Annotated in this window: 22 protein-coding genes; 13 read left to right on the top strand and 9 right to left on the bottom strand. The window is 65.6% G+C overall.

The genetic code is table 11. The annotated features are described in order from the left end of the window. Window positions 1-32: 32 nt before the first annotated feature. Window positions 33-344 (bottom strand): hypothetical protein, encoded by a 312-nt coding sequence (locus ACQPXH_RS24980; protein ID WP_433598931.1) that lies wholly within the window; start codon window positions 342-344, stop codon window positions 33-35. A gap of 398 nt (window positions 345-742) precedes the next feature. Here ACQPXH_RS24980 and ACQPXH_RS24975 point away from each other — a divergent pair, with 398 nt between their 5' ends. Both ACQPXH_RS24975 and ACQPXH_RS24970 read left to right on the top strand, forming a co-directional pair. Next, complete coding sequence (locus tag ACQPXH_RS24975; protein ID WP_433598930.1) at window positions 743-2,014, top strand: helix-turn-helix domain-containing protein; 1,272 nt, start codon at window positions 743-745, stop codon at window positions 2,012-2,014. Between the two features lie 12 nt (window positions 2,015-2,026). Next, complete coding sequence (locus ACQPXH_RS24970) at window positions 2,027-2,497, top strand: SAM-dependent methyltransferase (protein WP_433598929.1); 471 nt, start codon at window positions 2,027-2,029, stop codon at window positions 2,495-2,497. Between the two features lie 137 nt (window positions 2,498-2,634). On the opposite strand, the gene ACQPXH_RS24965 is transcribed toward ACQPXH_RS24970, so the two are convergent. Beyond that, entirely contained in the window at window positions 2,635-3,978 is a 1,344-nt protein-coding gene (locus ACQPXH_RS24965; protein ID WP_433598928.1) for a TerD family protein, read from the bottom strand. 58 nt (window positions 3,979-4,036) lie between these two features. Further along, window positions 4,037-4,303 carry a hypothetical protein gene (locus ACQPXH_RS24960; RefSeq protein WP_433598927.1) on the bottom strand — a complete coding sequence of 89 codons (267 nt, stop codon included), beginning with the start codon at window positions 4,301-4,303 and terminating at the stop codon, window positions 4,037-4,039. A 159-nt stretch (window positions 4,304-4,462) separates the two neighbouring features. Between ACQPXH_RS24960 and ACQPXH_RS24955 the strand changes: the two genes are divergently transcribed. The 3 genes from ACQPXH_RS24955 to ACQPXH_RS24945 all read left to right on the top strand — a co-directional run bounded on the left by ACQPXH_RS24955 (window position 4,463) and on the right by ACQPXH_RS24945 (window position 6,488). Further along, window positions 4,463-5,704, top strand: a complete 1,242-nt coding sequence (locus ACQPXH_RS24955; protein WP_433598926.1) for a cytochrome P450 — start codon at window positions 4,463-4,465, stop codon at window positions 5,702-5,704. Window positions 5,705-5,752: 48 nt separating this feature from the next. Beyond that, a complete protein-coding gene (locus ACQPXH_RS24950; RefSeq protein ID WP_433598925.1) occupies window positions 5,753-5,914 on the top strand; it encodes a hypothetical protein in 162 nt (53 codons plus the stop codon). A gap of 106 nt (window positions 5,915-6,020) precedes the next feature. Next, the gene (locus tag ACQPXH_RS24945; RefSeq protein ID WP_433598924.1) at window positions 6,021-6,488 is read left to right on the top strand and encodes a PaaI family thioesterase; all 468 of its coding nucleotides are present in this window, start codon (window positions 6,021-6,023) and stop codon (window positions 6,486-6,488) included. Between the two features lie 44 nt (window positions 6,489-6,532). Here the strand turns inward: ACQPXH_RS24945 and ACQPXH_RS24940 are convergent, their stop codons facing one another. Genes ACQPXH_RS24940 through ACQPXH_RS24915 form a run of 6 tightly spaced genes read right to left on the bottom strand, consistent with a single transcriptional unit; the run spans window position 6,533 to window position 11,507 of the window. Next, the gene (locus ACQPXH_RS24940) at window positions 6,533-7,375 is read right to left on the bottom strand and encodes an acyl-ACP desaturase (protein WP_433598923.1); all 843 of its coding nucleotides are present in this window, start codon (window positions 7,373-7,375) and stop codon (window positions 6,533-6,535) included. 9 nt (window positions 7,376-7,384) lie between these two features. Continuing rightward, a complete protein-coding gene (locus ACQPXH_RS24935; RefSeq protein ID WP_433598922.1) occupies window positions 7,385-8,260 on the bottom strand; it encodes an SAM-dependent methyltransferase in 876 nt (291 codons plus the stop codon). Beyond that, window positions 8,257-8,517 (bottom strand): acyl carrier protein, encoded by a 261-nt coding sequence (locus tag ACQPXH_RS24930; RefSeq protein WP_433598921.1) that lies wholly within the window; start codon window positions 8,515-8,517, stop codon window positions 8,257-8,259. The genes ACQPXH_RS24935 and ACQPXH_RS24930 overlap by 4 nt, the downstream gene beginning before the upstream one ends. After that, window positions 8,514-9,041, bottom strand: coding sequence for a PaaI family thioesterase (locus tag ACQPXH_RS24925; protein WP_433598920.1), 528 nt, complete (start codon window positions 9,039-9,041; stop codon window positions 8,514-8,516). The genes ACQPXH_RS24930 and ACQPXH_RS24925 overlap by 4 nt, the downstream gene beginning before the upstream one ends. Before the next feature lie 3 nt (window positions 9,042-9,044). Next, window positions 9,045-9,833: a ferritin-like domain-containing protein gene (locus ACQPXH_RS24920; protein ID WP_433598919.1), complete on the bottom strand. Its 789-nt coding sequence runs from the start codon at window positions 9,831-9,833 to the stop codon at window positions 9,045-9,047. Between the two features lie 24 nt (window positions 9,834-9,857). Next, window positions 9,858-11,507, bottom strand: coding sequence for a fatty acyl-AMP ligase (locus tag ACQPXH_RS24915; RefSeq protein ID WP_433598918.1), 1,650 nt, complete (start codon window positions 11,505-11,507; stop codon window positions 9,858-9,860). Window positions 11,508-11,732: 225 nt separating this feature from the next. Between ACQPXH_RS24915 and ACQPXH_RS24910 the strand changes: the two genes are divergently transcribed. The 8 genes from ACQPXH_RS24910 (at window position 11,733) to ACQPXH_RS24875 (ending at window position 21,844) form a co-directional block, all read left to right on the top strand. Beyond that, the gene (locus ACQPXH_RS24910; RefSeq protein ID WP_433598917.1) at window positions 11,733-12,971 is read left to right on the top strand and encodes a cytochrome P450; all 1,239 of its coding nucleotides are present in this window, start codon (window positions 11,733-11,735) and stop codon (window positions 12,969-12,971) included. Next, the gene (locus tag ACQPXH_RS24905; RefSeq protein WP_433598916.1) at window positions 12,968-14,233 is read left to right on the top strand and encodes a cytochrome P450; all 1,266 of its coding nucleotides are present in this window, start codon (window positions 12,968-12,970) and stop codon (window positions 14,231-14,233) included. The genes ACQPXH_RS24910 and ACQPXH_RS24905 overlap by 4 nt, the downstream gene beginning before the upstream one ends. A gap of 79 nt (window positions 14,234-14,312) precedes the next feature. Next, on the top strand, window positions 14,313-15,665 hold the full coding sequence (locus tag ACQPXH_RS24900; RefSeq protein WP_433598915.1) for an NAD(P)/FAD-dependent oxidoreductase: 1,353 nt from the start codon (window positions 14,313-14,315) through the stop codon (window positions 15,663-15,665). A 112-nt stretch (window positions 15,666-15,777) separates the two neighbouring features. Further along, the gene (locus ACQPXH_RS24895; RefSeq protein WP_433598914.1) at window positions 15,778-17,019 is read left to right on the top strand and encodes a cytochrome P450; all 1,242 of its coding nucleotides are present in this window, start codon (window positions 15,778-15,780) and stop codon (window positions 17,017-17,019) included. A 225-nt stretch (window positions 17,020-17,244) separates the two neighbouring features. Further along, complete coding sequence (locus ACQPXH_RS24890; protein WP_433598913.1) at window positions 17,245-18,177, top strand: LysR family transcriptional regulator; 933 nt, start codon at window positions 17,245-17,247, stop codon at window positions 18,175-18,177. Window positions 18,178-18,265: 88 nt separating this feature from the next. Next, a complete protein-coding gene (locus ACQPXH_RS24885) occupies window positions 18,266-19,942 on the top strand; it encodes an AMP-dependent synthetase/ligase (protein WP_433598912.1) in 1,677 nt (558 codons plus the stop codon). Between the two features lie 49 nt (window positions 19,943-19,991). After that, the gene (locus ACQPXH_RS24880) at window positions 19,992-21,242 is read left to right on the top strand and encodes an NAD(P)/FAD-dependent oxidoreductase (protein WP_433598911.1); all 1,251 of its coding nucleotides are present in this window, start codon (window positions 19,992-19,994) and stop codon (window positions 21,240-21,242) included. Further along, complete coding sequence (locus ACQPXH_RS24875; protein ID WP_433598910.1) at window positions 21,239-21,844, top strand: SGNH/GDSL hydrolase family protein; 606 nt, start codon at window positions 21,239-21,241, stop codon at window positions 21,842-21,844. The genes ACQPXH_RS24880 and ACQPXH_RS24875 overlap by 4 nt, the downstream gene beginning before the upstream one ends.

The raw sequence follows: 21,844 nt of genomic DNA, 5'->3' as shown, positions 1-21,844 counted from the left end.
GGTTGCGCATACAACTCCTGTAGTCGACACAGCTAGTCGGCCTCGGTGTCGTTGGTCGAGATCGGTTCGACGGTGATCACGGCGTGCTCGTCGAACTCGTGATGGTCGTCCGATGCGAATGCGAATGTCTGGCCGACGAACCCGTGATCGTCAACGGGTGCCCAAGATCCGTCGTCGCGCTGCAACCACCCCGCCGGGCGATCGGTTCCGGAATTGGCGTCGCGCAGCGCGAGAACGATTGCGCGGCTTGCACGCTCGATATCGGTGGTGCAGTTGTGGCAAATGCCGGTGTCCTCATGGGTGCAGCGGGGGCAGAGCTTCGCTTTCGGCTCACTGGGCGCCATGCCGCACCCCTGTCGGTGGTTCGTAGTCACCGGTGCCGGGGGACTCGACACCCCGGCACCGGGACGATTCGGTCGACGCTGGACCAGTTCCCCACTGCCGGACCGCTTCTGCGAAGAGTTCGACCTTTTCGGCCGATGCTCCTGTGTACTTGCGGGGTGGTCCTACGAACGAATCGCGTTGTTGAAGCTCGTTGTTCGGCATCTGCCGACCTCCGGTGCGTCGACTGCGGCTTAGGTGCGCCCGGCCCCTGGAACAAACTCTCAATGACGGGGATTGGGTCGTCTCTCCGGGCACATATCCAGCTGACCATGGGAGGTGCCCGGAAAATACGAGTCGACATCCACAGCGCGTTCACAAAACGGCTGGACGCGCTCACAGACCGGCTAGATTCGACGGTATGGACGGTCCCGCCGCTGTCGTCGGCGCACAGCTCCGAGCGGTCCGCGAAGCCGCTGGCGTTTCCCTGGCCACGCTGGCTGCTCAGATCCCCTACAGCAAGTCCGCGCTCTTCTACTACGAGACCGGACAGCGCACGCCGACACCCGATGTCATAGCGTGGTACGAAAGGCGTTTTGGTGCCATCCAGGACCCTGTAACAACCTTGCTCAACCTCGGAAGGGCTGATGTGGAACGGCGCTCCTTCCTACGTGTCGGATACTCGACAGCCATCAACGCATCCGTGTTGCTTCCTGGGGGGCTCGACGGGGTGGCATCTGTTGCGCCGGGCAAGGCGCCCGGTATTCGGCACGTTGGGCAAGCCGATGTAGCCGCGGTGCGAGACGTGATGGTCTTATTCTCCCGGATCGACCAGCGACTTGGCGGCGGGCATGGACGGACAGCTGTTGTCCAGTACTTGACCAATGAGGTGACCAGGTACCTGAAAGGGTCCTTTGCCAGCGATGCGGTGCGTCGTGAAATGTTCGCAGCGGCAGGCGAATTGGCATACTTGGCGGGGTGGATGGCCTTCGACAACGACGAGCATGCAGCCGCGCAGCGCTACTTCGCCACGGCGATCAAGCTTTCCGCCGAAGTAAATGACGCCCCGCTTACCGGTCATGTACTGCGCGCCATGGCACATCAAGCCATCGACCTGGGCCAACCCCAACAAGGACTACAGCTTGCCGAAGCATCAGTAAGCGGCAGCCGATACCAAGGCGCCTGCCCACGTGAACGCGCGCTCTTAAAGGTTGTGCACGGCAAAGCACTCAGCGCGGCAGGGCAGAAAGCCGAGTCCGCGAAAGCCCTGCTCGAGGCCGAATGTGATCTTGCCTCCGCCTCCGCCTCCGATCATGAGCCGGCTCGGGTGTTCTTCTTCTCTGAAGCGAGCCTTGCGCACGAAACCGCGTGCGCGCTACGCGATTCGGGTGATATGGCCGGTGCCGCCGCACAATTCCAGCTCAGCGTCCGCAAACGCAAAGCCACGACATTTACCCGGACCCACGCGGTAACCCTCGGCTACCTCGGTACCGTGCAGGCCCGCAGCGGCGAACTCGAACAGGCTTGCACAACATGGACGTCCGCGCTCGACGTAATGGACGGCGTCCAGTCGGGGCGCACCAGGAATGTCGCCCGCGATATACGCGCAACGGTGGCACCGTATCGGCATATTGCGGGTGCGAGTGAGATCGATGAGCGGGCAGCGGAATATCTAGCCTCCAGTGGAATGTAGGACAGGGGTCATATGGCAAACGAAGTGTTCGAAGTTGTTCCGGTCGCGCATGTGATCGGTGGCCGAAGCGAACCGACAGACGATCACTGGGCTGGTACCGAGGCAATCATCCGCATAGATGACCCTCGGTTCACCGAAGAGTCCGTGCAGGGTTTGGACGCGTTCAGCCACCTCGAAATCGTCTTCCGGTTCCACTTGACCGATCCAACAGACCTGCACTTCGGTGCACGCAGTGCCCGCGACAACCCGGCATGGCCCAGAGTCGGGATCTTTGGACATCGAAATATGCGGCGCGTCAACTGGCTCGGGGTCTCCCGAACTCGACTGCTTCGCGTCGACGGCTTGGACCTGCACGTAGCCGAGCTGGACGCAGTAGACGGTACTCCTGTGCTGGACATCAAGCCGTGGTTTGCGGAGTTCGGGCCGCGTGGCGAGATCCACCAGGCTCCATGGTCAACCGAGATGCTGAAAGACTATTTCTAAGTGACGCGAATCACTAAGCCGGACCCGGCGAATTCCCCGTACCGCGCGCACAAGGTATGGAGCATTCGTCCACGAAGCGGCTACGTTGCATCGAATGTAGTGGCTGGCTGTGGTGCGCCTGTCCCCTCGGCGGGCGGTCAGAGGGTCGTCAGCACGAACCGCTTGCCAGGATCGATCATCTTGCGCACGGTCATGCCCTTGGCGTATTCGCCGAGGGCCGTCATGTTCCAGCCGTGCGTGCCGCGGGTGAGCATGCACATGAACACACCTGTGGTCGGCTCGCCCTTGGATAGTTCGAAACGCACCAGCTCCGTATCGGATTGATCGTCTACCAAGCGGCAGTACGCCCGGCTCACCTGGTCGAACTTGTGGCCCGCGAACGAGTTCACGGTGAAGACCAGTGCGTAGACCTCAGGTGGCAGGGCGGTGAGGTCGACGGTGATGACCTCGTCGTCGCCTTCGCCGTGACCGGTCAGGTTGTCGCCGGAATGCCGGATGACGCCTTTGAACGCCTCCTGCTTCAGGAACCAGACATTGACCAGCTTCTTGGCTCGGTTGTCGTATGCGATGACCGACGCGTCCAAGTCGATGTTGCGGCCTTGTACCGCCGGGTCCCACCCCAAACCCATTCGTACCCGGCTCAGCAGCGGCGCGCCGTGTTTGGTGAGCGAGACGGTTTCGTTCTTGCGCAACGAGACTCGGCCCTTGTCGAGGCTCAGCGTCGGCTGCCCGAACTGCGATGCTGCGGCGGAGTGCTGCGCTGGGGCCGAATACGGCGTTGCGGCCGGGTGCTGTGCGACGACGGGTGCGGCGGGTGGTTGCTGGGCGTAGGGCTGTGGTGCGGCGGGCAGTTGTTCGATGTGCGGCCGTGGCGCCGCGTTTGGCTGTGGCGCGGCGTGCTGCTGCCCGGCGTGCGGTTGTCCTGAGGACGCGGTAAGGGCCGAGCCCGGCGCGACAGGCGGCGATACCGGCTGGCTGGTGCTGGGCGGGGCGTCGTCGACAGTGATCCCGAAATCGGCTGCGATACCGGCCAATCCATTGTCGTACCCCTGGCCGACGGCACGCACCTTCCAGGCACCCTGCCGTCGATAGAGCTCACAGGCGATCAGGGCGGTCTCCGGGCCCAAACCGGTCGGCACGAAGGTGGCCAGGACCGCCCCGGTGGCACCGTCGGTCACCGAGATCCGCAGCGGGCCAGCCTGTCCCCAGTCGGCGGGCCCGGAACCGTCGAGGCTGGCGGTGACGACAATCTTGTCGATATCGCTGGGCACCGCGCCCGGGACAATGCGGATGGCGTCCGGGGGATGCACCTCCACGCCAGGCGCGGTCGGCTGGTTGTAAAAGACGAAATCAGTGTCGGAGCGAACTTTCCCGGCGGGCGTCAGCAGCAGCGCCGCAACATCCACCGCCGCCGCGGCAACCACCGCGACCCGGACCTCACCCGCAGCAATCGGCGCATTCGCACCCTTGACCAACTCCATGACTGCCCTCCCTCGGTACGTCCTACCGTATCGGCTGGCGACCCAAGCATGGCAGGTGTCACCCAAGCACGGTCATTTCGACCAGGCGGAGTTCACATGGATGCGGATGCTCGGTGGAGGGCGTCGAGGGTGGTCGCGGGGGGAAGTGTTGAAGCAGAATCGAATTCCGCGGGGCCGCCTCGATTACGGCGTTGATGATGTGCTCGAACAGCAAGGTGTGGTCGGGGAAGGCTCGTATCGCACCGCCGATCATGACGAGGTCGAATCGCTGGTTGGCGAGCAGGGTTCGGATTTCGGTATCGGCTTCGTCGGGCGATGCGCTCACCGTCAAGGTGACCCTGCAGCGCTCCGGCCGGGACTGGCGCATCGATTCGGTCGAATTCGTCTGAGCAATGTGCGGGTGTTATCGGCGTTCGGGATGCGTGGCGATGGGTGGGTGCATAGGCTCACAGAGCCTGTATTTCGATTGCCTGGAGTTTTCTCGATGACGTTGCCGTCTCCGGCGCACAGCCGTGCACCGTTCACTTCGCCGATCGACACGGATGGGCCGCGGGTGGCGTTGTACACGCCGGAATTCGCGGCGGATCCGCATCGGGTGTATCGGGATATGCGGGAGCGGTACGGGGCGCTGGTGCCGGTGGATCTGGCACCGGGGGTGCCCGCCACATTGGTGGTCGGCTATTACTCGGCGTTGCAGATCCTCAATGATCCGGATCATTTTCCGGCCGATCCGCGCACCTGGCAGCAGAGTGTGGCCGCGGACTGCCCGGTGCTGCCGATGATGCAGTGGCGACCGAATTCCCTGCGCAATGCCGGTGAAGCGCACGCCAGGTATCGGCAGACAAATGTCGCGGGTCTGGAGAAGGTCGATCAGTACCACCTGCGCGATACGGTAGCGAAACTCGCTGTTCCGCTGATCAATTCGTTCTGCGGCGACGGGTCGGCCGACCTGGTGCGCCAGTACGCGTTTCCGCTCTCCTTCGCGGTGCTCAACGCGATGCTCGGGTGCCCGGACGATATCGCGCAGCAGGCCGCGACCGGTATGGCCGCGATCTTCGAGGCGATCAATGCTGAGCACGGCAATCAGTTGCTCGTCGGCGCGATGCTGGAATTGACCCAGCTCAAGCGCGTCGAGCCCGGCGACGACATCACCACCCGAATGCTGCGGCATTCGGCGGCGCTGACCGATACCGAGATGGTGCACCAGTTGGGCACGCTGTACGGCGCGGGCATCGAACCGCAGCGGAATCTGATCGTCAATGCCCTGCTGCTGATTCTCACCGACGAGCGGTTCGGCGGCAGCGTGCTCGGCGGAACCATGTCGACCAGGGACGCGCTCGACGAGGTGTTGTTCAACAATCCGCCGATGGCGAATGTCTGCATCACATTTCCGCGCCAGCCGATCCTGATCGACGATGTCTGGCTACCCGCCCACCAGCCGGTCGTCATCAGCATCGCCGCCTGCAACACCGATCCGGCGATCGTCGCGAATCAGTACGTGGGCAATCGCTCCCATCTGGCCTGGGGCGCCGGACCACACGTATGTCCTGCGAAATCGATGGCCTACATGATCGCCCAGGACGCCATCGACCAACTACTCGACGCCCTACCCGAGGTCCGCCTCGCGGTGCCCCCCGACCAGCTGACCTGGCGGCCGGGCCCCTTCCACCGCGCACTCACCGCACTCCCGATCACCTTCCCACCAGCCCCGCCGCTGATGTCCTAGGACTGACAGTGCCTCCCTGGCGCGCCTCGGTCGTGCCAGGCTCGGATCATGCGACTGAGTATTTCTCTTGCCGACTTCACCTGGCCCGATTCACCGGGGGCGATCGGCCCGCGAGTCGACCGGATCGTGCGGGCCGCCGATCAGTCCGGGTTCGTCGACGAGGACTTCGAGCAGATCACCGAATTGGTGCGCGCGGTCGCCGACCTCTGATTTCGATCAGCCGATCGAAGCTGGATATGCAGTGGGTCGTGGCCAGGTGGAGTTCACCGGGCGCTGGTCGAATGGGCTGGCATTGTTCGCCAGGGAGGAAGAGGCTATGACCAGCATCGATACTCACAGCAATGGGACCGTCGCCACCCGCGTCGAGGAATTGACGACGGTATTCGAGCGGGGGCTGCAGGAGAATCTGGGGGTCGGCGCGTCGCTGGGGATTCGGCTGGAGACGGCGGGGGACGGGTACACCCGGTATTACCTCGATCCGAATCCGGCCACCATCAACGCCATGTTCACGGTGCACGGCGGGGTGATCGCGACGCTCATGGACACCGCGATGGGGAGCGCGGTCTTCACGAAACTCGGTGACGGCGTGGCCTATACGACGCTGGAGCTGAAGGTGAACTTCATTCGATCGGTGACATTGGACGGATCGCGGCTCACGTGTGAGGCCAATGCGATTCACGTCGGACGCCGCACCGCGACCGCGGAGGGGCGGATCGTGGATGCGAACGGCAAGTTGATCGCGCATGGCTCGACCACGATTCTGGTGCTGAATCCGGAGCAGTGAAATAAATAGCCCTGCCTCCGAACATGTGGAGGCAGGGCTATTTGTCAGGCCAGCGCGTCGCACTCGCCGATGAAACGAACCAATTCGTCGAGCCGGTCGGATCTGGCATCCACCGTCCGGTCGATCACCTTCACCAGATGCTCATAGGCCTCGGTGTGGTCGTAGGAGGCCACATCGGCGATCTTCAGCGCCCACCGCCAGTAGCCGCGCATGGTGTCGGCCAGTGGCATGCGGAAATTGGCGATGACATCGCGGATCGGCTCCACGGTCGCATCGCCCTGCACCCGCAGATACCGTCCGACCACATCGGCCATGAAGCTGAAATGCCTTGCCTCGTCGCGGGATAACCGGCCCAGCACCGCCGCGAGGATCGGGTCGTCGACTACATCGCGCAGGTGCTGGTAGTACATCTGGGTCGCCTTCTCCTGCACCAGCGCGTAGGCGAAGAACTGCACCGGATGGTCGTAGGGCAGATCGAACGGCTTCTGTCCTTCGATCGCCAATTCTTCACGGAGAGACCCACGTTCAGCGATCCCGGAGGCTTCCTGGTATCGGGTGAGCGCGCGTGCGTGGGTATCCTCCTCCAGCGCCCACCGCACGGTGAAGTGGTAGAGCTCGCGGTTGTGGACGAAGGTGGCCCGGTCCACGGTGTCGTCCACCGGGAAATGCCGGTGGTACACATCGAAATAGCCGGGCAGATGATCCTCGATGAGGGTGACGAACTGCACTGCCGAGCGCTGCCCCTCGGTGAGCCGGCCCGCATCGGCCAGCGACCAGTCGAAGGCGGTCTCCACATCCCAGGCCCGCGTGGCCGGGGAAGCGGCGAGGAAGCCGTCGACCGCGGCGGCCACCTCGTCGACCGGAATCAGAGCTGACTCCAAATTCATCTGCGTCTCCTACCGGGCATTGCGACAGGTCAGCGCGTAATGCTTGGTCGTATAACCCCATCCGGCATTGGCGATCTCCAGGTAGTGCCGCAGCTTCGCGGCCAGCCCGGGGCCGTGCGCGTCGATGCGCTCGGCGGCCGCGTCGACATTGGCGATCCAGTCATCGATGGTGCGGCGGTAGTGCTCGGTGAGGTCGTCCACCGCGATGATCGAGAAACCGGCGTCCTCGGCGGCGGTCAGCAGCTCCGACAGTGGGCGCAGATCACCCCAGCCGAAAATGTCCTCGCGGACGAATTCGGTGCCGACGCGGGTGTCGAAGGCATTGCGGGCGGAGGCATTTCGGAAACAGCTCTCCGAGACATACAGTGCGCCACCACGCCGCAGTACCGCCCGTGCGCGCCGGAAGACCGCGCCGAGGTCGGGCATATGCACGATCGAGCCGAGCAGGGTAACCGCGTCGAAGCTGCGCACCGGCAGGTCGAGCTCTTCGAAGTGTCCGACCTTCGTGTGCACCCGCTCGGTGACACCACGCGCGCGAGCCTGCTCGGCAATGTACTCGTGCTGCCGCGGTGCCGGGCTGACTCCCATTGTGTCGCAACCGAATTCCTCGGCCATGAACAGGAGCAGCGAACCCCAGCCGCATCCGACATCGAGCAGTCGCTCCCCGCCGCGCAGCCCGAGCCGACCGGCGACGAAGCGCAACTTCTGCCGCTGCGCCTGCTCGAGGGTGACTGTGTTCACCCGCCCCACCGACTCCGTCGGCTGCCATCCCCCAGTCGGCGAGTTGTACAACGCCGAGCTGTATTTGCGCAGCGGGTCGAGGAACTGGCCGAAGATATCGGGATCCAGGTCGTAGTGCTGGTTGGTATCGGCGGTGACAGTCACGCTGCCGCCTCGTGCAGGGCCCGATCGACCACCCTGACGACATCGGCGAGCGTGGAGAGACCGAACACGTCCTGGTCCTCCAGCTCGATGTCGTAGGTGCGTTCGATCTTGGCGACCATGCGCAGCACGCGCACCGAATCGACGCCCGCCATGCCGCGCAGGTCGACATCGGGGCGCAGTTCGGCCTCGGCGATGCCGGTCTCGGCGGCGGCGATATCGGTGACGGTGCGCAGGATGTCGTCGGCGGTGTGGGTCATTGCTGAACTCCATTCGAAGAGAGGGCATTCGCGGTGGTCAGAGCGTGCGAGAGCAGGGCGACCTCATCGTCGCGGAGGGTGAGTTGATGGCGGACCGCATCGAGTTCGAACGGCTGATAGGCCGCGCTGGAGGTGGCGCAGACGGTGCCGTCGGCGTCCAGGATCTCGGCGGACGCCTGAATCGGGTGCTGCGATTCGGATAGTGTTGCCACACAGTGGTACTCGCGGTCGATCAGCAGCGGGGAGATGAAGCGGGTGCGCTGCGAGACCGTGAATGCGGGATGGTGGCGGGCCAGCACGATGAGGTTGCCCATCACCTCATCGCAGATCACGCCGATGAGCCCGCCGTGCACAACCCCCGGGTAGGACTCGAAGCTGCGTCCGAGCCGGAACCGGGCCTGGAGGCCGTCCGGATGCGGTTCGAACTCGAGCCGCAGCCCGGACGCGTTGTGCGGGGAGCAGCCGAAGCAGTGGTAGTCCGGAATCACCGACCACGGCACTTGAACCGAGCTGTGTCGCTCCATGAGCTAGGCGATCGCGTCGGCGAGGGCGCGGCGCACCTTCGCATTCGAGGACAGGTCGAAGCCGGTTATATTGGCGAAGGTGCGGCGCACCTTGTCGTGCAGCACCTCCAGCTCACCCTCGGCGGCGACCTGTTCGAGGAACAGATCGAATCCGGTGTCGATGGTCTCGTGGTCGCCGAGTTCGCTGATGCCCGCCTTGAAGGTGCTCACCGGATGCTTGATCTTGGCCTCGGAGCTGTAGACGTAGAGCGTCTCCAGCACCGAGGGCAGCTCCTCGGGGCGCCGCTCCAGCCGTTCGGTCGTGTAATGGATGAATTCGCGGGCATGTCCGGCCTCATCGCGACTCGCATTGAGCAGCAGGTCCTTCAGCACCGGCTCCTGCACCCAGCTCGCGACGGCGCGATAGATGTGGTTCACCGTGAGTTCGGAGATGACATTGGTCGCCAGGGTGGCCGAGGGGGTGCTGCCGGGCGCGTACGGCTCGCGCATGGAGTCGACGGCCTTCTCGTCCACGCTCTCGCCGACCGCGCCGAGCCAGGAGCGAAAAGCATAGTGGTGCTGCACTTCCTGGTAGCCCCACACCACGGCGAAGGTGGAGAAGTCGTAGTCGTCGACGAATTCGTTCATGAAGCCGTGTACCGCGGCGATGACATTGGATTCGCCCATGGTCGCGCTCTTGGCCAGGGTCACGTATTCGGGACGGACCAATGCGTGGTCGACGGCGTCGAGGTCCAGATCGGTCAGCCGCCAATGCAGGCGCTCGTAGTGACGGAAGACTTCATAGCTGTGCACGGGAGGCTCCAGTTCGGTCGAAGGTCATTGCCGTAGGGAGATGAGGTCGCGCGCCGCGAGGCGCTGCAGTTTGCCGCTGCTGGTGCGTGGAATGCTGCGTGGTGCAACGAGATACACCTGGACTGCGGCCAGTCCGAGCTCGGTGGAGATGCGGCCGCGAATTTGATCGGCGAGTGCCTCCGCCGCGGCGCCGGTGCATTCGGATTCGGCGATCAGCGCGATGACATCCGCGCCGTCGGGATCGGTCGCGGCGGTGCAGCGGCCCTTATAGATGCCGTTGAGGTCACGCACGGCGGCCTCGACATCCTGGGCGTAGTAATTGACGCCGCGCACGGTGATCATGTCCTTGCAGCGGCCGGTGACGAAGAGTTCACCATCGCGCTGGTAGCCGAGATCGCCTGTGCGCAGCCAACCTGCGGTATGCAGTCCCGCGACGCTCGACGGGTCGGCGGTCAGATAGCCCTCGGTCACCGAGGGGCCCTGGATGTGGATTTCACCGACCGCGCCGTCCGGAAGTTCCGCGCCGGTACCGAGATCCACGATCCGCAGTCGCAGATCGGCTACCGCGGAGCCGACACCGGCAACGGCGCGCGCACCGGGTGTATCGGGCGAAACAGACTGTGCCCGAGCATCTTCCGCGAGCGCTGTACGGTCGACCCACTCGAACAGCGGCGCGCGCCCGAGCGGTGGGAAGGCTACGGCGAGGGTGGCCTCCGCCATGCCGTACACCCCGAACATCGTCGAGGGCGCGAAACCGGCGGGTGCGAAACGCTCGCAGAACGCCTCGACCACATCGCGGGAGATCGGTTCGGAACCATTGCAGGCGATGCGCCAGCGCCGCAGGTCGTAGTCGGTGACCTCGTCCGCCGGGATGGCGTTGAGCAGCGCCTCGTAGCCGAAATTCGGCATGGCGGTGATCGTGATGCCGCTGGCCGCGAATTCCGCGAGCCAGCGAGCCGGATCTTTGACGAACGCCAGCGGCGACCAGACGTGCGCCGGAATTCCGCGCAGGATCGCCGACAACGTACCGAACAGGCCCATATCGTGGAACAGCGGCAGCCAGAACCCGCCCTGATCGGTCAGGTCGAGCGCGATGCCGGTGCGAATCGCGGCCAGCCCGCTGAGGGCGTTGTGATGGGTCAGGCGAACGCCTTTGGGGGTGGCGGTGCTGCCGGAGGTGAACTGCACGATGGCCAGGTCGTCGGCGTCGATGGTGGGCAGCGGGGTGCTGTCCTCGGTGAATAGTGTTGCGGTGTCCACCAATTCGACGTTCACCACGGTGTCGAGCAGCGCGGCCAGATCGGCGAAGCGGTGCGACACCAGCACCGTGCGCATCCCGGCGGCCGCCACGATCGTCGCGAGTTTCTGCGGATATCCGCTCAGCTGCGCGGAACCGGCGGGCAGGGGCAGGGGAGTCGCGGCACCGCCCGCCGCCGCGACACCGAACAGCCCGATCAGGAATTCGGGTGCGTTCGGGCACAGGATGCCGATGGGCTCGCCCCGCTGAATTCCGCGCCGGACCAGCGCAGCGGCAGCTCCGCGGGAGAGCCGGTCGAGTTCGGCGTAGGTCAGCGTTTCCGAAACCGACCAAAATGTGGCGGCCACCTCGGGGTGCTCGGCCGCGATCCGGGCCAGCCGGCCCGGCAGGGTTTCGACCGATTCCGCAGAATTCATGTCTGCCACGACAACAGCGAATTGTGACAACGCCTTGAACGCATTGTGAATTACGGCCTGCGATAAACATCCGCGATCATTCAATCGCGTTGCCCGATAAGGTATTCGGGCTATGGCGCGATAGGAACGGACAATCGTCGCCGTACCGCCGGGTGCGACGGCACCACGATGGACCGGAATTGTTTTCGCCCGGTGTCCATTTCGTATTCCATTCAGGAGTTGCCGGTGAGTTCCGACCATTCCGCGGTCGAGGAGTCGACCCCGGTGCAGCTGGCGGTCGTCGAGAGCGTCGCACCGCATACGCGACACAATCCGTATGACAGTTATGCGGTGCTTCGCGGCGCGGGTCCCTTCGTGCCCGGACCGCACGATATGCACCTGGTGACCCGTCACCACGAGGCGCAGACGATCATGCAGGACCCGCGCTGGAGCCACGCCGAGGAACCGCAACTGCTGCACGGCGACAGCGATGTCGAACTGCCCGGCTCGTTCCTCTGGATGGAGCCGCCGGAGCACACCCGATTGCGCGGACTGGTCAGCAAGGCATTCACCGCGCGCACCGTCAGCGGCATGCGGGACCGGGCCGAACATTTGGTCGACGAGCTGCTGGCGAAGATGCTCGCCGCGGGTGAGGTCGATCTGCTGGACGCGCTGGCCTATCCGCTCCCGCTCACCATGGTGTGCGAACTGCTTGGCGTTCCGGCCGAGGCGCACGAGCACGTGCGTCAGATCTCGACCGGCATCGCCCGCGGCCTCGATCCGGATCTGCTGCTCTCGCCCGGGGAATTGGCCGCGCGCACCACGGCGGTGCACGCCTTCCTGGAGTTGTTCGGCGATCTGGTGGAGCAGCGCCGCAAATCCCCGCGCGACGACCTGATCACGGCGTTGGTGCAGGCCGATGATGCGGGTGCCCGCCTGACTCGCACCGAACTGCTCGGCACGCTGCTGATTCTCGTTGTCGCCGGGCACGAGACGACCGTCAACCTGATCGGCAACGGGGTGCTCGCGCTGATCCGCAATCCCGAGGAGTTCGAGCGGCTGCGCGAATTCCCGGAACTGTGCGAATCCGCCGTCGACGAGGTGCTGCGCTATGACGCGCCGGTGCACCTCACCACCCGCACCGCGCACGACGTGATCACCGTCTCCGGACGGACTTTCGCACCCGGTGATGCGGTGATCGTCCTGTTGGCCTCGGCGAACCGCGACCCGCTGGCCTTCCCGGACGCCGACAAGTTCGATATCGCGCGATACGCCAGGGGCCGAAAGGCCGAGCGGCACTTGTCCTTCGGCCTCGGCCTGCACTACTGCCTAGGCGCACCGCTGGCCCGGCTGGAGATGCAGGTGGTGCTGCGTGCCATCGCCGATCGGGTCGCGGCCATGACCCTGCTCGAGGAACCGCCGTATCGGCCGAATGTGGTCGTGCGCGGCATGTCAGAACTTCATGTGCGGCTGGAGGGAAAATGAATACAGCATCGCGGAGCGATTCCGTGGGGGGCGGCGGCCGGGTGACGGGTGGGCATACCGCCATTCCCGTTACCTTCGATGCCTTCGATCCCAGCGAGCGGGCGGACCCGTATCCGGCATACCGTCGGGTGCGCGATGCCGCCGCCCTGTTCCCGTACGAATTCGGCGATGTGCCGGTCACTTTGATCACCCGATACGAGGAGTGCGCCGCCATCCTCACCGGCTCGGACTGGGGTCACGGCTACGCCGCCGGAATCAGCCCGTTCCGCGACACCACCGCCGCGATTCCGGGTTCGTTCGTCCGAATGGATCCGCCCGAGCACGGCCGCTACCGCAAGCTGGTGGCGAAGGCGTTCACACCGCGGCTGATGGCGGAGATGGTTCCGGTTGCCGGTCAGGTGGTCAGCGACCTGGTCGACGCGGCGGTGCGGCGCGGCGAACTCGATGTGCTCAACGATCTCGCGGTACCCCTCGCCGTGGCGATGGTGCCGGTGCGGCTGCTCGGCGCCGATTCGGCCGATGGCGCACTGTTCCGCGAGTGGCAGCTGGCGATCGCGCGGGGCAGCGACCCGGATTCGCTGCTGGGCTCGGACGAGGTGGCCGCACGTGGCACCGCGGCAATGGAGTGCATGAGTTACTTCGCCCGGCTGATCCAGCAGAAGAAGGCGAATCCGACACCGGATCTGCTGAGCGCGCTGGCGGCCGCGAGCGGTGCGCAGCTGACCGAGCCCGAGGTGATCGGAATCGCGCTGCTCACGCTGGTCGCGGGGATGGAGACCTCGATCAACCTGATCGGCAACGGCATGCTCGCGCTGCTGCGCAATCCGGCTCAGCTGCAACTGCTTCGGGACAGTCCGGAGTTGATCGGCCCGTCGCTGGACGAGATGCTGCGCTACGACGCTCCGACACAGTTCACCATCCGCGTCGCCCTGGCCGACACCACCGTCGGCGAGCACGAATTTCGTCGCGGCGACGGCGTGGTCGTACTCACCGCCTCGGCCAGCCGGGACGATCGGGTATACCCGGACGCCGACACCTTCGATGTCACCCGCTACTCCGGAAACCGCCCGGCGCGCAAGCATCTCGGCTTCAGCCTCGGCATCCACTACTGCGTCGGTGCGCCGCTCGCGCGAATCGAGGCGGAGGCCGCTCTCGGCACCCTGCTCGACCGGGCGCCGAAACTCGAACTCGCCACCGACACCGTCGAATACCGGCCCAGCCTGATCCATCGCGGCATCGTGTCGCTGCCGGTGTCGCTGTGAGCGAGCGTAGCGAGCGAACCGAAGACTCAGCCGGGCATCGCTCGGTCATGGCGGAGCCGAGTGCCAGCGAGGCGGAGGCATGAGCGAGCGGCGGCACGCGGTGGTGCTCGGCGCGGGCGTCGCCGGATTGCTCGCCGCCCGGGTGCTCTCCGAGCACTATGCCCGGGTCACCATATTCGATCGCGACATGGTGGCGGGCACCGCCGTGCGACGCGGTGTACCACAGGCACGACACCTGCACGGGTTGCTGGATCGCGGCCGGACCATCATCGAACAGCTGTATCCGGGTTTCACCTCCGAAATGGCCGACCGGGGCGCGACCACCGCGGAGGCTTTGGTCGGAACGCGTTGGTACGTAGGCGGATTGCGGGCCGCGCCGACCCCGACCGGACTCACTTCGGTAATCGCGACCAGGCCGCTACTGGAAGAGGTACTACGGCAGCGGACGCTCGCCACACCCGGCGTGCGCCTGTGCGAGGGGATGGCGCGCGGTCTGATCGGCGATGCGGCGCGGGTGCGTGCGGTATCGGTCTCCGGCGGCCACGGTGCGGAGGCGCATGCCACCGACCTCATCGTCGACGCGACCGGCCGCGGCTCCCGGGCGAGCGTATGGCTGGCGGCCCTCGGCGCGCGGATCCCACTGGAGGAACGCCTCGAGGTCGATCTCGGCTACACCTCCGGATTCTTCCGCTGGCGGCCAGGACAATTGGGCGGCCAATCCTCGGTGATCATCTCCACCGGCCGGAACGGCCGTGGTGGTGGCGCGATTCGGGTCGAGGGCGACCGCTGGCACATCACGCTGGCAGGCATGCTCGGCGACCATCCGCCGACCGATCCGGACGGCTTCGCCGAATTCGCCGCCACCATCGCCGCACCGGATATCCACGAACTCGTCACCACCTCCGAACCGCTCGATGAGTTGGTGCCGCATCGTTTCCGCTCACCGGTGCGCCGCCGATTCGAGCGGCTTTCCACTGTGCCGCAAGGCTTTCTGGTACTCGGCGACGCGCTGTGCAGCTTCAATCCGCTGTACGCGCAGGGCATGGCGGTGGCCGCCCAGCAAGCTCTCGTCCTGCGCGACTGTCTGCGCGCCGGATCCGAGGCCGGGCTACCCGCCCGGTTCTATTCCGACGCGGGCAAAGTGGTCGATGTCGCGTGGCAGCTCGCTGCCGGTGCCGACCTCAGCCATCCGGGCGTCATCGGCCCGCGTACGACGCGCACGCGCCTCACCAATGCCTATGTCGCCCGGGCACATCGTGCCGCACATGTCGACCCGCGGGTCGCTCGCACCTTTCTGCGGGTAGCCAACCTCGTCGAACCGCCCGCGGCGCTCCTGCACCCGTTGATAGCGGGCCGAATCCTGCTGCGCGGCAACATAAAACCGGCCGCAGCAGCCGAACGCACACCGATCCTCATCGAACCGACGAGGTGACGGGTCCGCAATGTCGCGCCCCGCACCGCCACATTCCGACCGGCCACACCGCCAGTTCGGCGGTGCACCGCACAGAAGGGACCACCCCGACATGTCGCAAGCGAATACGGCGGTGGCGGATCAGGATTCCGCCATCCAGACCGCCATCGCCCACTTATTCGGCCCGGAAGGCAGGCCCGACCCGTACACCCCCGCACGGGTCCTGCGCGAAGCGGGCCCGCTGCATCAGACCCCGCTCGGCCATCACCTGCTGACCCGCTACGAGGACTGCACGGCTGTTCTTTCGACTACGGCGTGGAGTCATGCGGAAGAGGCCGCGATGATGCATCCCACCGTGTCGCCGGATGACGCGCCCGAGGAACTGCCCACTTCGTTCCTGTGGATGGAGCCGCCGGACCACACCCGGCTGCGCAATCTGGTGACCAAGGGCTTCACCCCGCGCATGGTGACCCGGCTGCGCCCGCGCATCGCGCAGCTCACCGAGGAACTCGTCGACAATGCCCTGGCCGCGGGCGAATTCGATCTCGTCGAGATGATCGCCTACCCGCTGCCGCTGATCATCGCCTGTGAGTTGATCGGCGTGCCGCCGGAGGCCTATGAGCAAGTGCACCAGTGGTCCCAGGACCTGGCGCGCGGCTTCGATCACGACTACACGCTGCCCGAGGAGGCGCTGAAGGCCCGCAGCGCCGGTTCGCGCGGCTTCATGGGTTACTTCCGTGAGTTGCTGAACGAACGGCGCCACGATCCGAAGGACGACCTGCTGAGCGTGCTGTCGCAGGTCGAGGACCGCGGCGATGTGCTCACCGAACAGGAACTGCTGGCCACCTGCATCACCACCTTCGTCGCGGGGCACGAGACCACCGCGAATCTGATCGGCACCGGCATGCTGCAGCTGATGCGCAATCCGGGCGAAATCGCGGCGCTGCGCGCACGTCCCGAGCTGACCGCATCCGCACCCGACGAGCTGCTGCGGCTGGAGCCATCGGTGCAGATCACCACCCGCGCCGCCACCCGGCCGATTACTGTCGCCGGCCATGAGTTCGAAACCGGCGAAGGGGTTGTGGTGCTGATCAATTCGGCCAACCGCGACGATGCCGTCTTCGCCGATCCGGACCGGGTCGACGTCGCCAGGTATTCGGATCCGATGCGTCCGGCCAAGAAGCACCTCGGCTTCAGTCTCGGCATCCACTACTGCCTCGGCGCACCTCTGGCACTGCTGGAGATGGAGGTGCTGCTCGACGTGCTGTTGCGGAAAGTGCGTGATATCGAACTGCTTTCGGACGAACCCCCCTATAAGCCGAATGTGGTCATTCGCGGGCTGGAATCACTGCCGACGAGGTTCACCGCCAAGTGAGTTGCGCTCGGACCCGGTGTGATAGCGCACCGGGTCCGCTATTGCCTCGGCCTGTCGTTTCGGGCATGCTGGATGGTCGCGGCTCCGATATAGCACGTCAGCGAAACGTTCGGTAGTCAGTTCACCCGGCAGCAACGGTCTCGGCAATAGCCGTCCGACCGCGGTTCATCCTCGGTTACCTGGCTCCGCTAACGTTTTGGATACGCGGAATAAGGAGCCGGCGGTATGGAGTTCCGACACCTGGTCTCATTCATCACTATTGCCGAAGAGCTGCATTTCGGCCGCGCAGCGCAGCGCCTGCATCTCACGCAGCCCAGTCTCAGTGCCCAGCTGCAGAAGCTGGAGAAATCACTCGGCGTGCAACTGGTCGCACGTAACTCCCACGAGGTCAAATTGACCCCGGCGGGCCGAGAATTCGAGAGTCAAGCCCGCATCATCGTGGCTCAGATGGACCGGGCAGCCCAGGTCGCCAAGGCGACCGCCGAGGGGCGCGCGGGCACCCTCAATATCGGTTACAACCTTCCGGCCAGCAGACATGTGCTGCCGGAGGCGCTCACCGGAATGACCGAACGACATCCCGATATCGTGGTGTCGCTGTGGGAGAAGCGCACCGGCCCGCAGCTGGCGGCGCTGGCCGACGGCTCGCTGGACGTGGCGCTGGTCTACGGCCACCCGAGCACCCCGGACTTCTCGTATCGGCGATTGCTGCACCGGGTTCCGCTGGTAGCGGTGGTCGGGCGCAGACACCGCTGGGCCGACCGGCCCGGTGTGCCCTTCGCCGAACTGGCCGGGCAGGAGTGTGTACTGTTCGCCCGCGAACAGTGTCCGGCCATGTACGACTCCATCTTCCGCGCGGCCGCGGACACCAGGATCAGCCTGGCGGTCGCGCATACCGCGGATGATCCCGGTGCGACCGCGCATATGGTCTCGGTGCGTCCGTTCGTCGGATTCGCCTCGCTACCGCGCGCGATCTCGATGGGTATGGGTGCGCCGGGCAGTAGCTCGGTGGCGGTCAAGCTGTTCGATCCGGTGCCGACATTGGATTTGTACGCGGTGTGGCGTACGGATGAGACGAATCCGGCGGTTTCGTTTTTCCTGGATTGCATCGATTCCCCCGAACCGGCACGTATAGATATTGCCCGCGCGCTATCGGCTTGAGTCCTTCGATAGGCCATGACATTCGCGCGGTAGGAACCTCTGTATAGGCGGCGACGTAATCCGTTGCCGCCGACCAGAATTCGACATTGTGAATACAGTGTCAGTGACCGAGAACGGAATCGACCTCCCGGACGACGCGAGTTTGTACTCGGTGATTTCCGGTGCGGCCGCGGCACATCCGCAACGGCATTCGCTGTGCGGCGCGGACGGGACCCAACTCACCTGCGCCGAAGTGGACCGGCGGGCCCGGGCGCTGGCCTCGGCGCTGGCCGGGCGTGGCGTGCAAGCCGGGGATCGGGTCGCGATCCTCGGCCGCACGAGCCTCGAGTGGGCGCTACTGGACTGCGCACTGCTCGCCCTCGGCGCGGTGGTCGTGCCGGTGTATCCGACCTCCTCGGCGACGCAGATCGAGCACATCCTGCGCGATAGCGGCAGTGCCTATTTCGTCGCCGAAGACGAGTCCGATGGAGCGCGCCTGCGGGCCGCGGGTGCGGGCGAGGTCTGGACCTTCGCGCTGATCGCGGGGTGGACGGCCGGCGAGATCGACGCTGATCTCGGAGCCCGCATCGCCGCGGTGCACGCCGATGACCTGGCCATGATCGTCTACACCAGCGGCACCACCGGCGTCTCCAAGGGATGCCTGATCACGCACCGCAATATGTTCGTATCCTCGGCCAATACCGTGCGCCAGACCGGCGAGCTGTTCGACGGCACAACCGTGCTCGCGCTGCCGCTGTCGCACGTCTTCGGCCAGACCATCCTGTTCGCCTGCCTGTTCGGCGGCAGCCGCACCCATCTGCTGCCCGGCATCCCGGACCTGGTGCCTGTGCTGCCGACGCTACGGCCCACCTTCCTGGCGCTGATTCCCTACGGCCTGGAGAAGATTCGCAAGTACTGCCGAACGCTGCTTTCCGGTACCGAGGAGCAGGAGGCGGTGGCACGCGGTCTGGCAGTGTTGCGTGACCAGGCGACACCGGACCCGTCCGACCATCCGGTGGCGGCCGCGCTCGGTGGGCAGCTGCGCTCGGTCATCTCCGGCGGCGCCTCGCTCGACGAGTCGACGATCGGGTTCTACGCCGGATTCGGTGTGGTGCTGCTGAACTGCTACGGGCTCACCGAGGCGGCGACGGCCGTGACGGTCAGTGCCCCGGAAACCAATCGGCTCGGCACCGTGGGGCGACCGATTCCGGGCACCTCGGTCGCCATCGCGGCCGCCGACGGCGAGGTGCTGGTCGGTGGTCCGCACGTCTCACCGGGCTACTGGGGTGCGGCGGCGGACCAGGCCGTCGTGGACGACGAAGGTTGGTTGCACACCGGCGATATCGGTGAACTCGACGCCGACGGCTACCTGCGCATCACCGGCCGCAAGAAGGAGATCCTGGTGACCTCCGGCGGCAAGAATGTCGCGCCGGCGCCGCTGGAAGATCGGGTGCGGCTGCATCCGCTGGTGAGCAACTGCATGGTGGTCGGTGACGGCCTCGACTACGTCACCGCACTGGTGACGCTGGATCCGGTACAGGTGCAGCGCTGGCGCGGCGACCATCCCGACGGTGATCTCGAAGCCGCCGTGCAGGCCGCTGTCGACGACGCGAATTCCCTTGTCTCCCGCGCGGAATCGATCCGCGCATTCCGAATTGTGGACGGCGACTTCACCGTTGACGACGGATTGCTGACCTCCTCGCGGAAACTGCGTCGAGCCGCGATCGCGGCGGCCTATGCCGCCGATATCGACTACCTCTACCCGGCACGCCAACCCGCGCGATAAGCGCGGCCGATCTCGAAATCGAATTCGACTACCGGAAAGTGATGCGAACATGTACGACGTCATCGTTGTCGGAACTCGGGTTGCGGGTTCCCCGCTGGCCATGCTGCTCGCCAGGAAGGGTTACCGGGTCCTTGCCGTGGACCGCGCCACCTTCCCGAGCGACACCCCCTCGACCCACTACATTCACCAGGCCGGACTCGGAATGCTGAAGTCGTGGGGTCTGCTGGACGAGGTGGTGGCCTCCGGCTGCCCGCCCATCCGGCACCTGAACTTCTCCTACACCGACATCGTCATCAAGGGCTTCGCCGATGTCGCGGCCGACGGCATCGACGCCGTGTACTGCCCGCGCCGCACCGTGCTGGACAAGATCCTGGTCGACGCGGCAGGCAACGCGGGCGTCGAGGTGATCCACGGATTCTCCGTCACCGAGCTGGTGTTCGACGAGGATCGGGTGGTCGGCATTCGCGGGCGCGTCCGCGACGGTGCGGAACAGGAGTTCCGTGCCGGTCTGGTGATCGGTGCCGACGGATCGAATTCGACCGTGGCGAAGGCGGTCGGCACCGAGGTGTACGAGGGCTCCCCGGCGGCGTGCTTCGTCTACTACTCGTACTACGAGGGCGTCGACTGGGGTATGCAGCACCGCACCGGATTCGGTGAGCAGCAGTTCGCGTCGTGGCCGACCAACGACGGACTCGCGCTGGTCGCAGTGATGCGCAAGCGCGACCGGTTCCGCGATTTCCGCACCGATCCGGATGCCGGTGTGCAGGAGATCGTTGACCAGATCGACCCGGAAATCGGTGCGCGCCTGCGGGATACGGGTAAGCGTGTCGAGCAGTTCCGGCCCATGCTCTACCCGGACAACTACCGTCGCCGCTCCTACGGGCCCGGTTGGGCACTGGTGGGAGACGCCGGTTACCACAAGGATCCGTTCACCGGCTGGGGCATCACCGACGCCTTCAAGTACGCCCAGCTGCTGGCCGATCTGGTCGACGCGGGCCTGTCCGGCGCCCGGCCACTCGACGAGGCACTGGCCGAGTACCAGGTGGAGCGCGATGCCCAGAGCGCGAGCACTTACGAACTGACACAGAGTATTTCGGAGCTCTCGCTGACGCCGTACTACGACTCGGTATTCCGTGCGACCAGCTATGACGAGGACTACTCGAAGAAGTTCTTCGGGCTGATCGCCGGAATCTACTCGCCGGACAAGTACTTCGGCGAGCAGGAGCTCACCGAGCTGTACGAGAAGGTCGACTTTCCGGTCGACGCGCGGCATGTCACCAATGACGGGGTGACGGCATGAACGGCCCCGGCCTAACCGCGTTGGGGGACAGCTTCGTCGAGGGTCGCGGTGACGCCGCGGCCGGTGGCGGCTACCGCGGCTGGGTGCCCCGATTGGGCGGCCAGCTCGGCCTGCGGCCCGCCGCCGTGCGCAACTTCGGTGTGCACGGGGCCACGACCAGCATTGTGCTCGAACAGCAACTGCGCCGGGCGGTTTCGGCGCGATCCGGCCTCTTCGGTGTCGTCGTCGGCGTGAACGATCTGGTCAGTGACTTCGACCCGGATCGTTTCGAGCGCAACCTCGGAACCCTCTTCGGCACGTTATGTAGCACTGGCGCAACGGTTTTCACGGCAAGCTACCCCGACATCCCGGCCCGGCTGCCGGTGCCGGACGGCTTCCGTGCACTGCTGCGGGAGCGGTTCGACTTCGCAAATATAGTGCTGGCCGCCGTCACCGCCGAAACCGGCACCCTGCTGTTGGATATCGCCGCCCAGACCGAGTGGGAGCGGCCCGAGGTGTGGACCGCCGATGGTCTGCACCCGAGCTCGCTCGGTCATCACATGTTCGCCGCGGATGCGGCCGAACTCATCGCGTCGCGTACCGCGACGACCGTCGCCGCCTGA

Origin of the sequence: Nocardia sp. CA-135953 (assembly GCF_050955735.1) — a bacterium.
GTDB lineage: Bacteria > Actinomycetota > Actinomycetes > Mycobacteriales > Mycobacteriaceae > Nocardia.
This window is presented reverse-complemented; position numbering and strand designations above follow the sequence as displayed.

What these genes read in the sequence shown, in the direction of transcription:
- ACQPXH_RS24980 (WP_433598931.1), bottom strand. Translation starts at nt 344, where the DNA reads ATGGCGCCCAGTGAGCCGAAAGCGAAGCTCTGCCCCCGCTGCACCCAT.
- ACQPXH_RS24975 (WP_433598930.1), top strand. Translation starts at nt 743, where the DNA reads ATGGACGGTCCCGCCGCTGTCGTCGGCGCACAGCTCCGAGCGGTCCGC.
- ACQPXH_RS24970 (WP_433598929.1), top strand. Translation starts at nt 2,027, where the DNA reads ATGGCAAACGAAGTGTTCGAAGTTGTTCCGGTCGCGCATGTGATCGGT.
- ACQPXH_RS24965 (WP_433598928.1), bottom strand. Translation starts at nt 3,978, where the DNA reads ATGGAGTTGGTCAAGGGTGCGAATGCGCCGATTGCTGCGGGTGAGGTC.
- ACQPXH_RS24955 (WP_433598926.1), top strand. Translation starts at nt 4,463, where the DNA reads ATGACGTTGCCGTCTCCGGCGCACAGCCGTGCACCGTTCACTTCGCCG.
- ACQPXH_RS24950 (WP_433598925.1), top strand. Translation starts at nt 5,753, where the DNA reads ATGCGACTGAGTATTTCTCTTGCCGACTTCACCTGGCCCGATTCACCG.
- ACQPXH_RS24945 (WP_433598924.1), top strand. Translation starts at nt 6,021, where the DNA reads ATGACCAGCATCGATACTCACAGCAATGGGACCGTCGCCACCCGCGTC.
- ACQPXH_RS24940 (WP_433598923.1), bottom strand. Translation starts at nt 7,375, where the DNA reads ATGAATTTGGAGTCAGCTCTGATTCCGGTCGACGAGGTGGCCGCCGCG.
- ACQPXH_RS24930 (WP_433598921.1), bottom strand. Translation starts at nt 8,517, where the DNA reads ATGACCCACACCGCCGACGACATCCTGCGCACCGTCACCGATATCGCC.
- ACQPXH_RS24925 (WP_433598920.1), bottom strand. Translation starts at nt 9,041, where the DNA reads ATGGAGCGACACAGCTCGGTTCAAGTGCCGTGGTCGGTGATTCCGGAC.
- ACQPXH_RS24915 (WP_433598918.1), bottom strand. Translation starts at nt 11,507, where the DNA reads ATGAATTCTGCGGAATCGGTCGAAACCCTGCCGGGCCGGCTGGCCCGG.
- ACQPXH_RS24905 (WP_433598916.1), top strand. Translation starts at nt 12,968, where the DNA reads ATGAATACAGCATCGCGGAGCGATTCCGTGGGGGGCGGCGGCCGGGTG.
- ACQPXH_RS24900 (WP_433598915.1), top strand. Translation starts at nt 14,313, where the DNA reads ATGAGCGAGCGGCGGCACGCGGTGGTGCTCGGCGCGGGCGTCGCCGGA.
- ACQPXH_RS24890 (WP_433598913.1), top strand. Translation starts at nt 17,245, where the DNA reads ATGGAGTTCCGACACCTGGTCTCATTCATCACTATTGCCGAAGAGCTG.
- ACQPXH_RS24880 (WP_433598911.1), top strand. Translation starts at nt 19,992, where the DNA reads ATGTACGACGTCATCGTTGTCGGAACTCGGGTTGCGGGTTCCCCGCTG.
- ACQPXH_RS24875 (WP_433598910.1), top strand. Translation starts at nt 21,239, where the DNA reads ATGAACGGCCCCGGCCTAACCGCGTTGGGGGACAGCTTCGTCGAGGGT.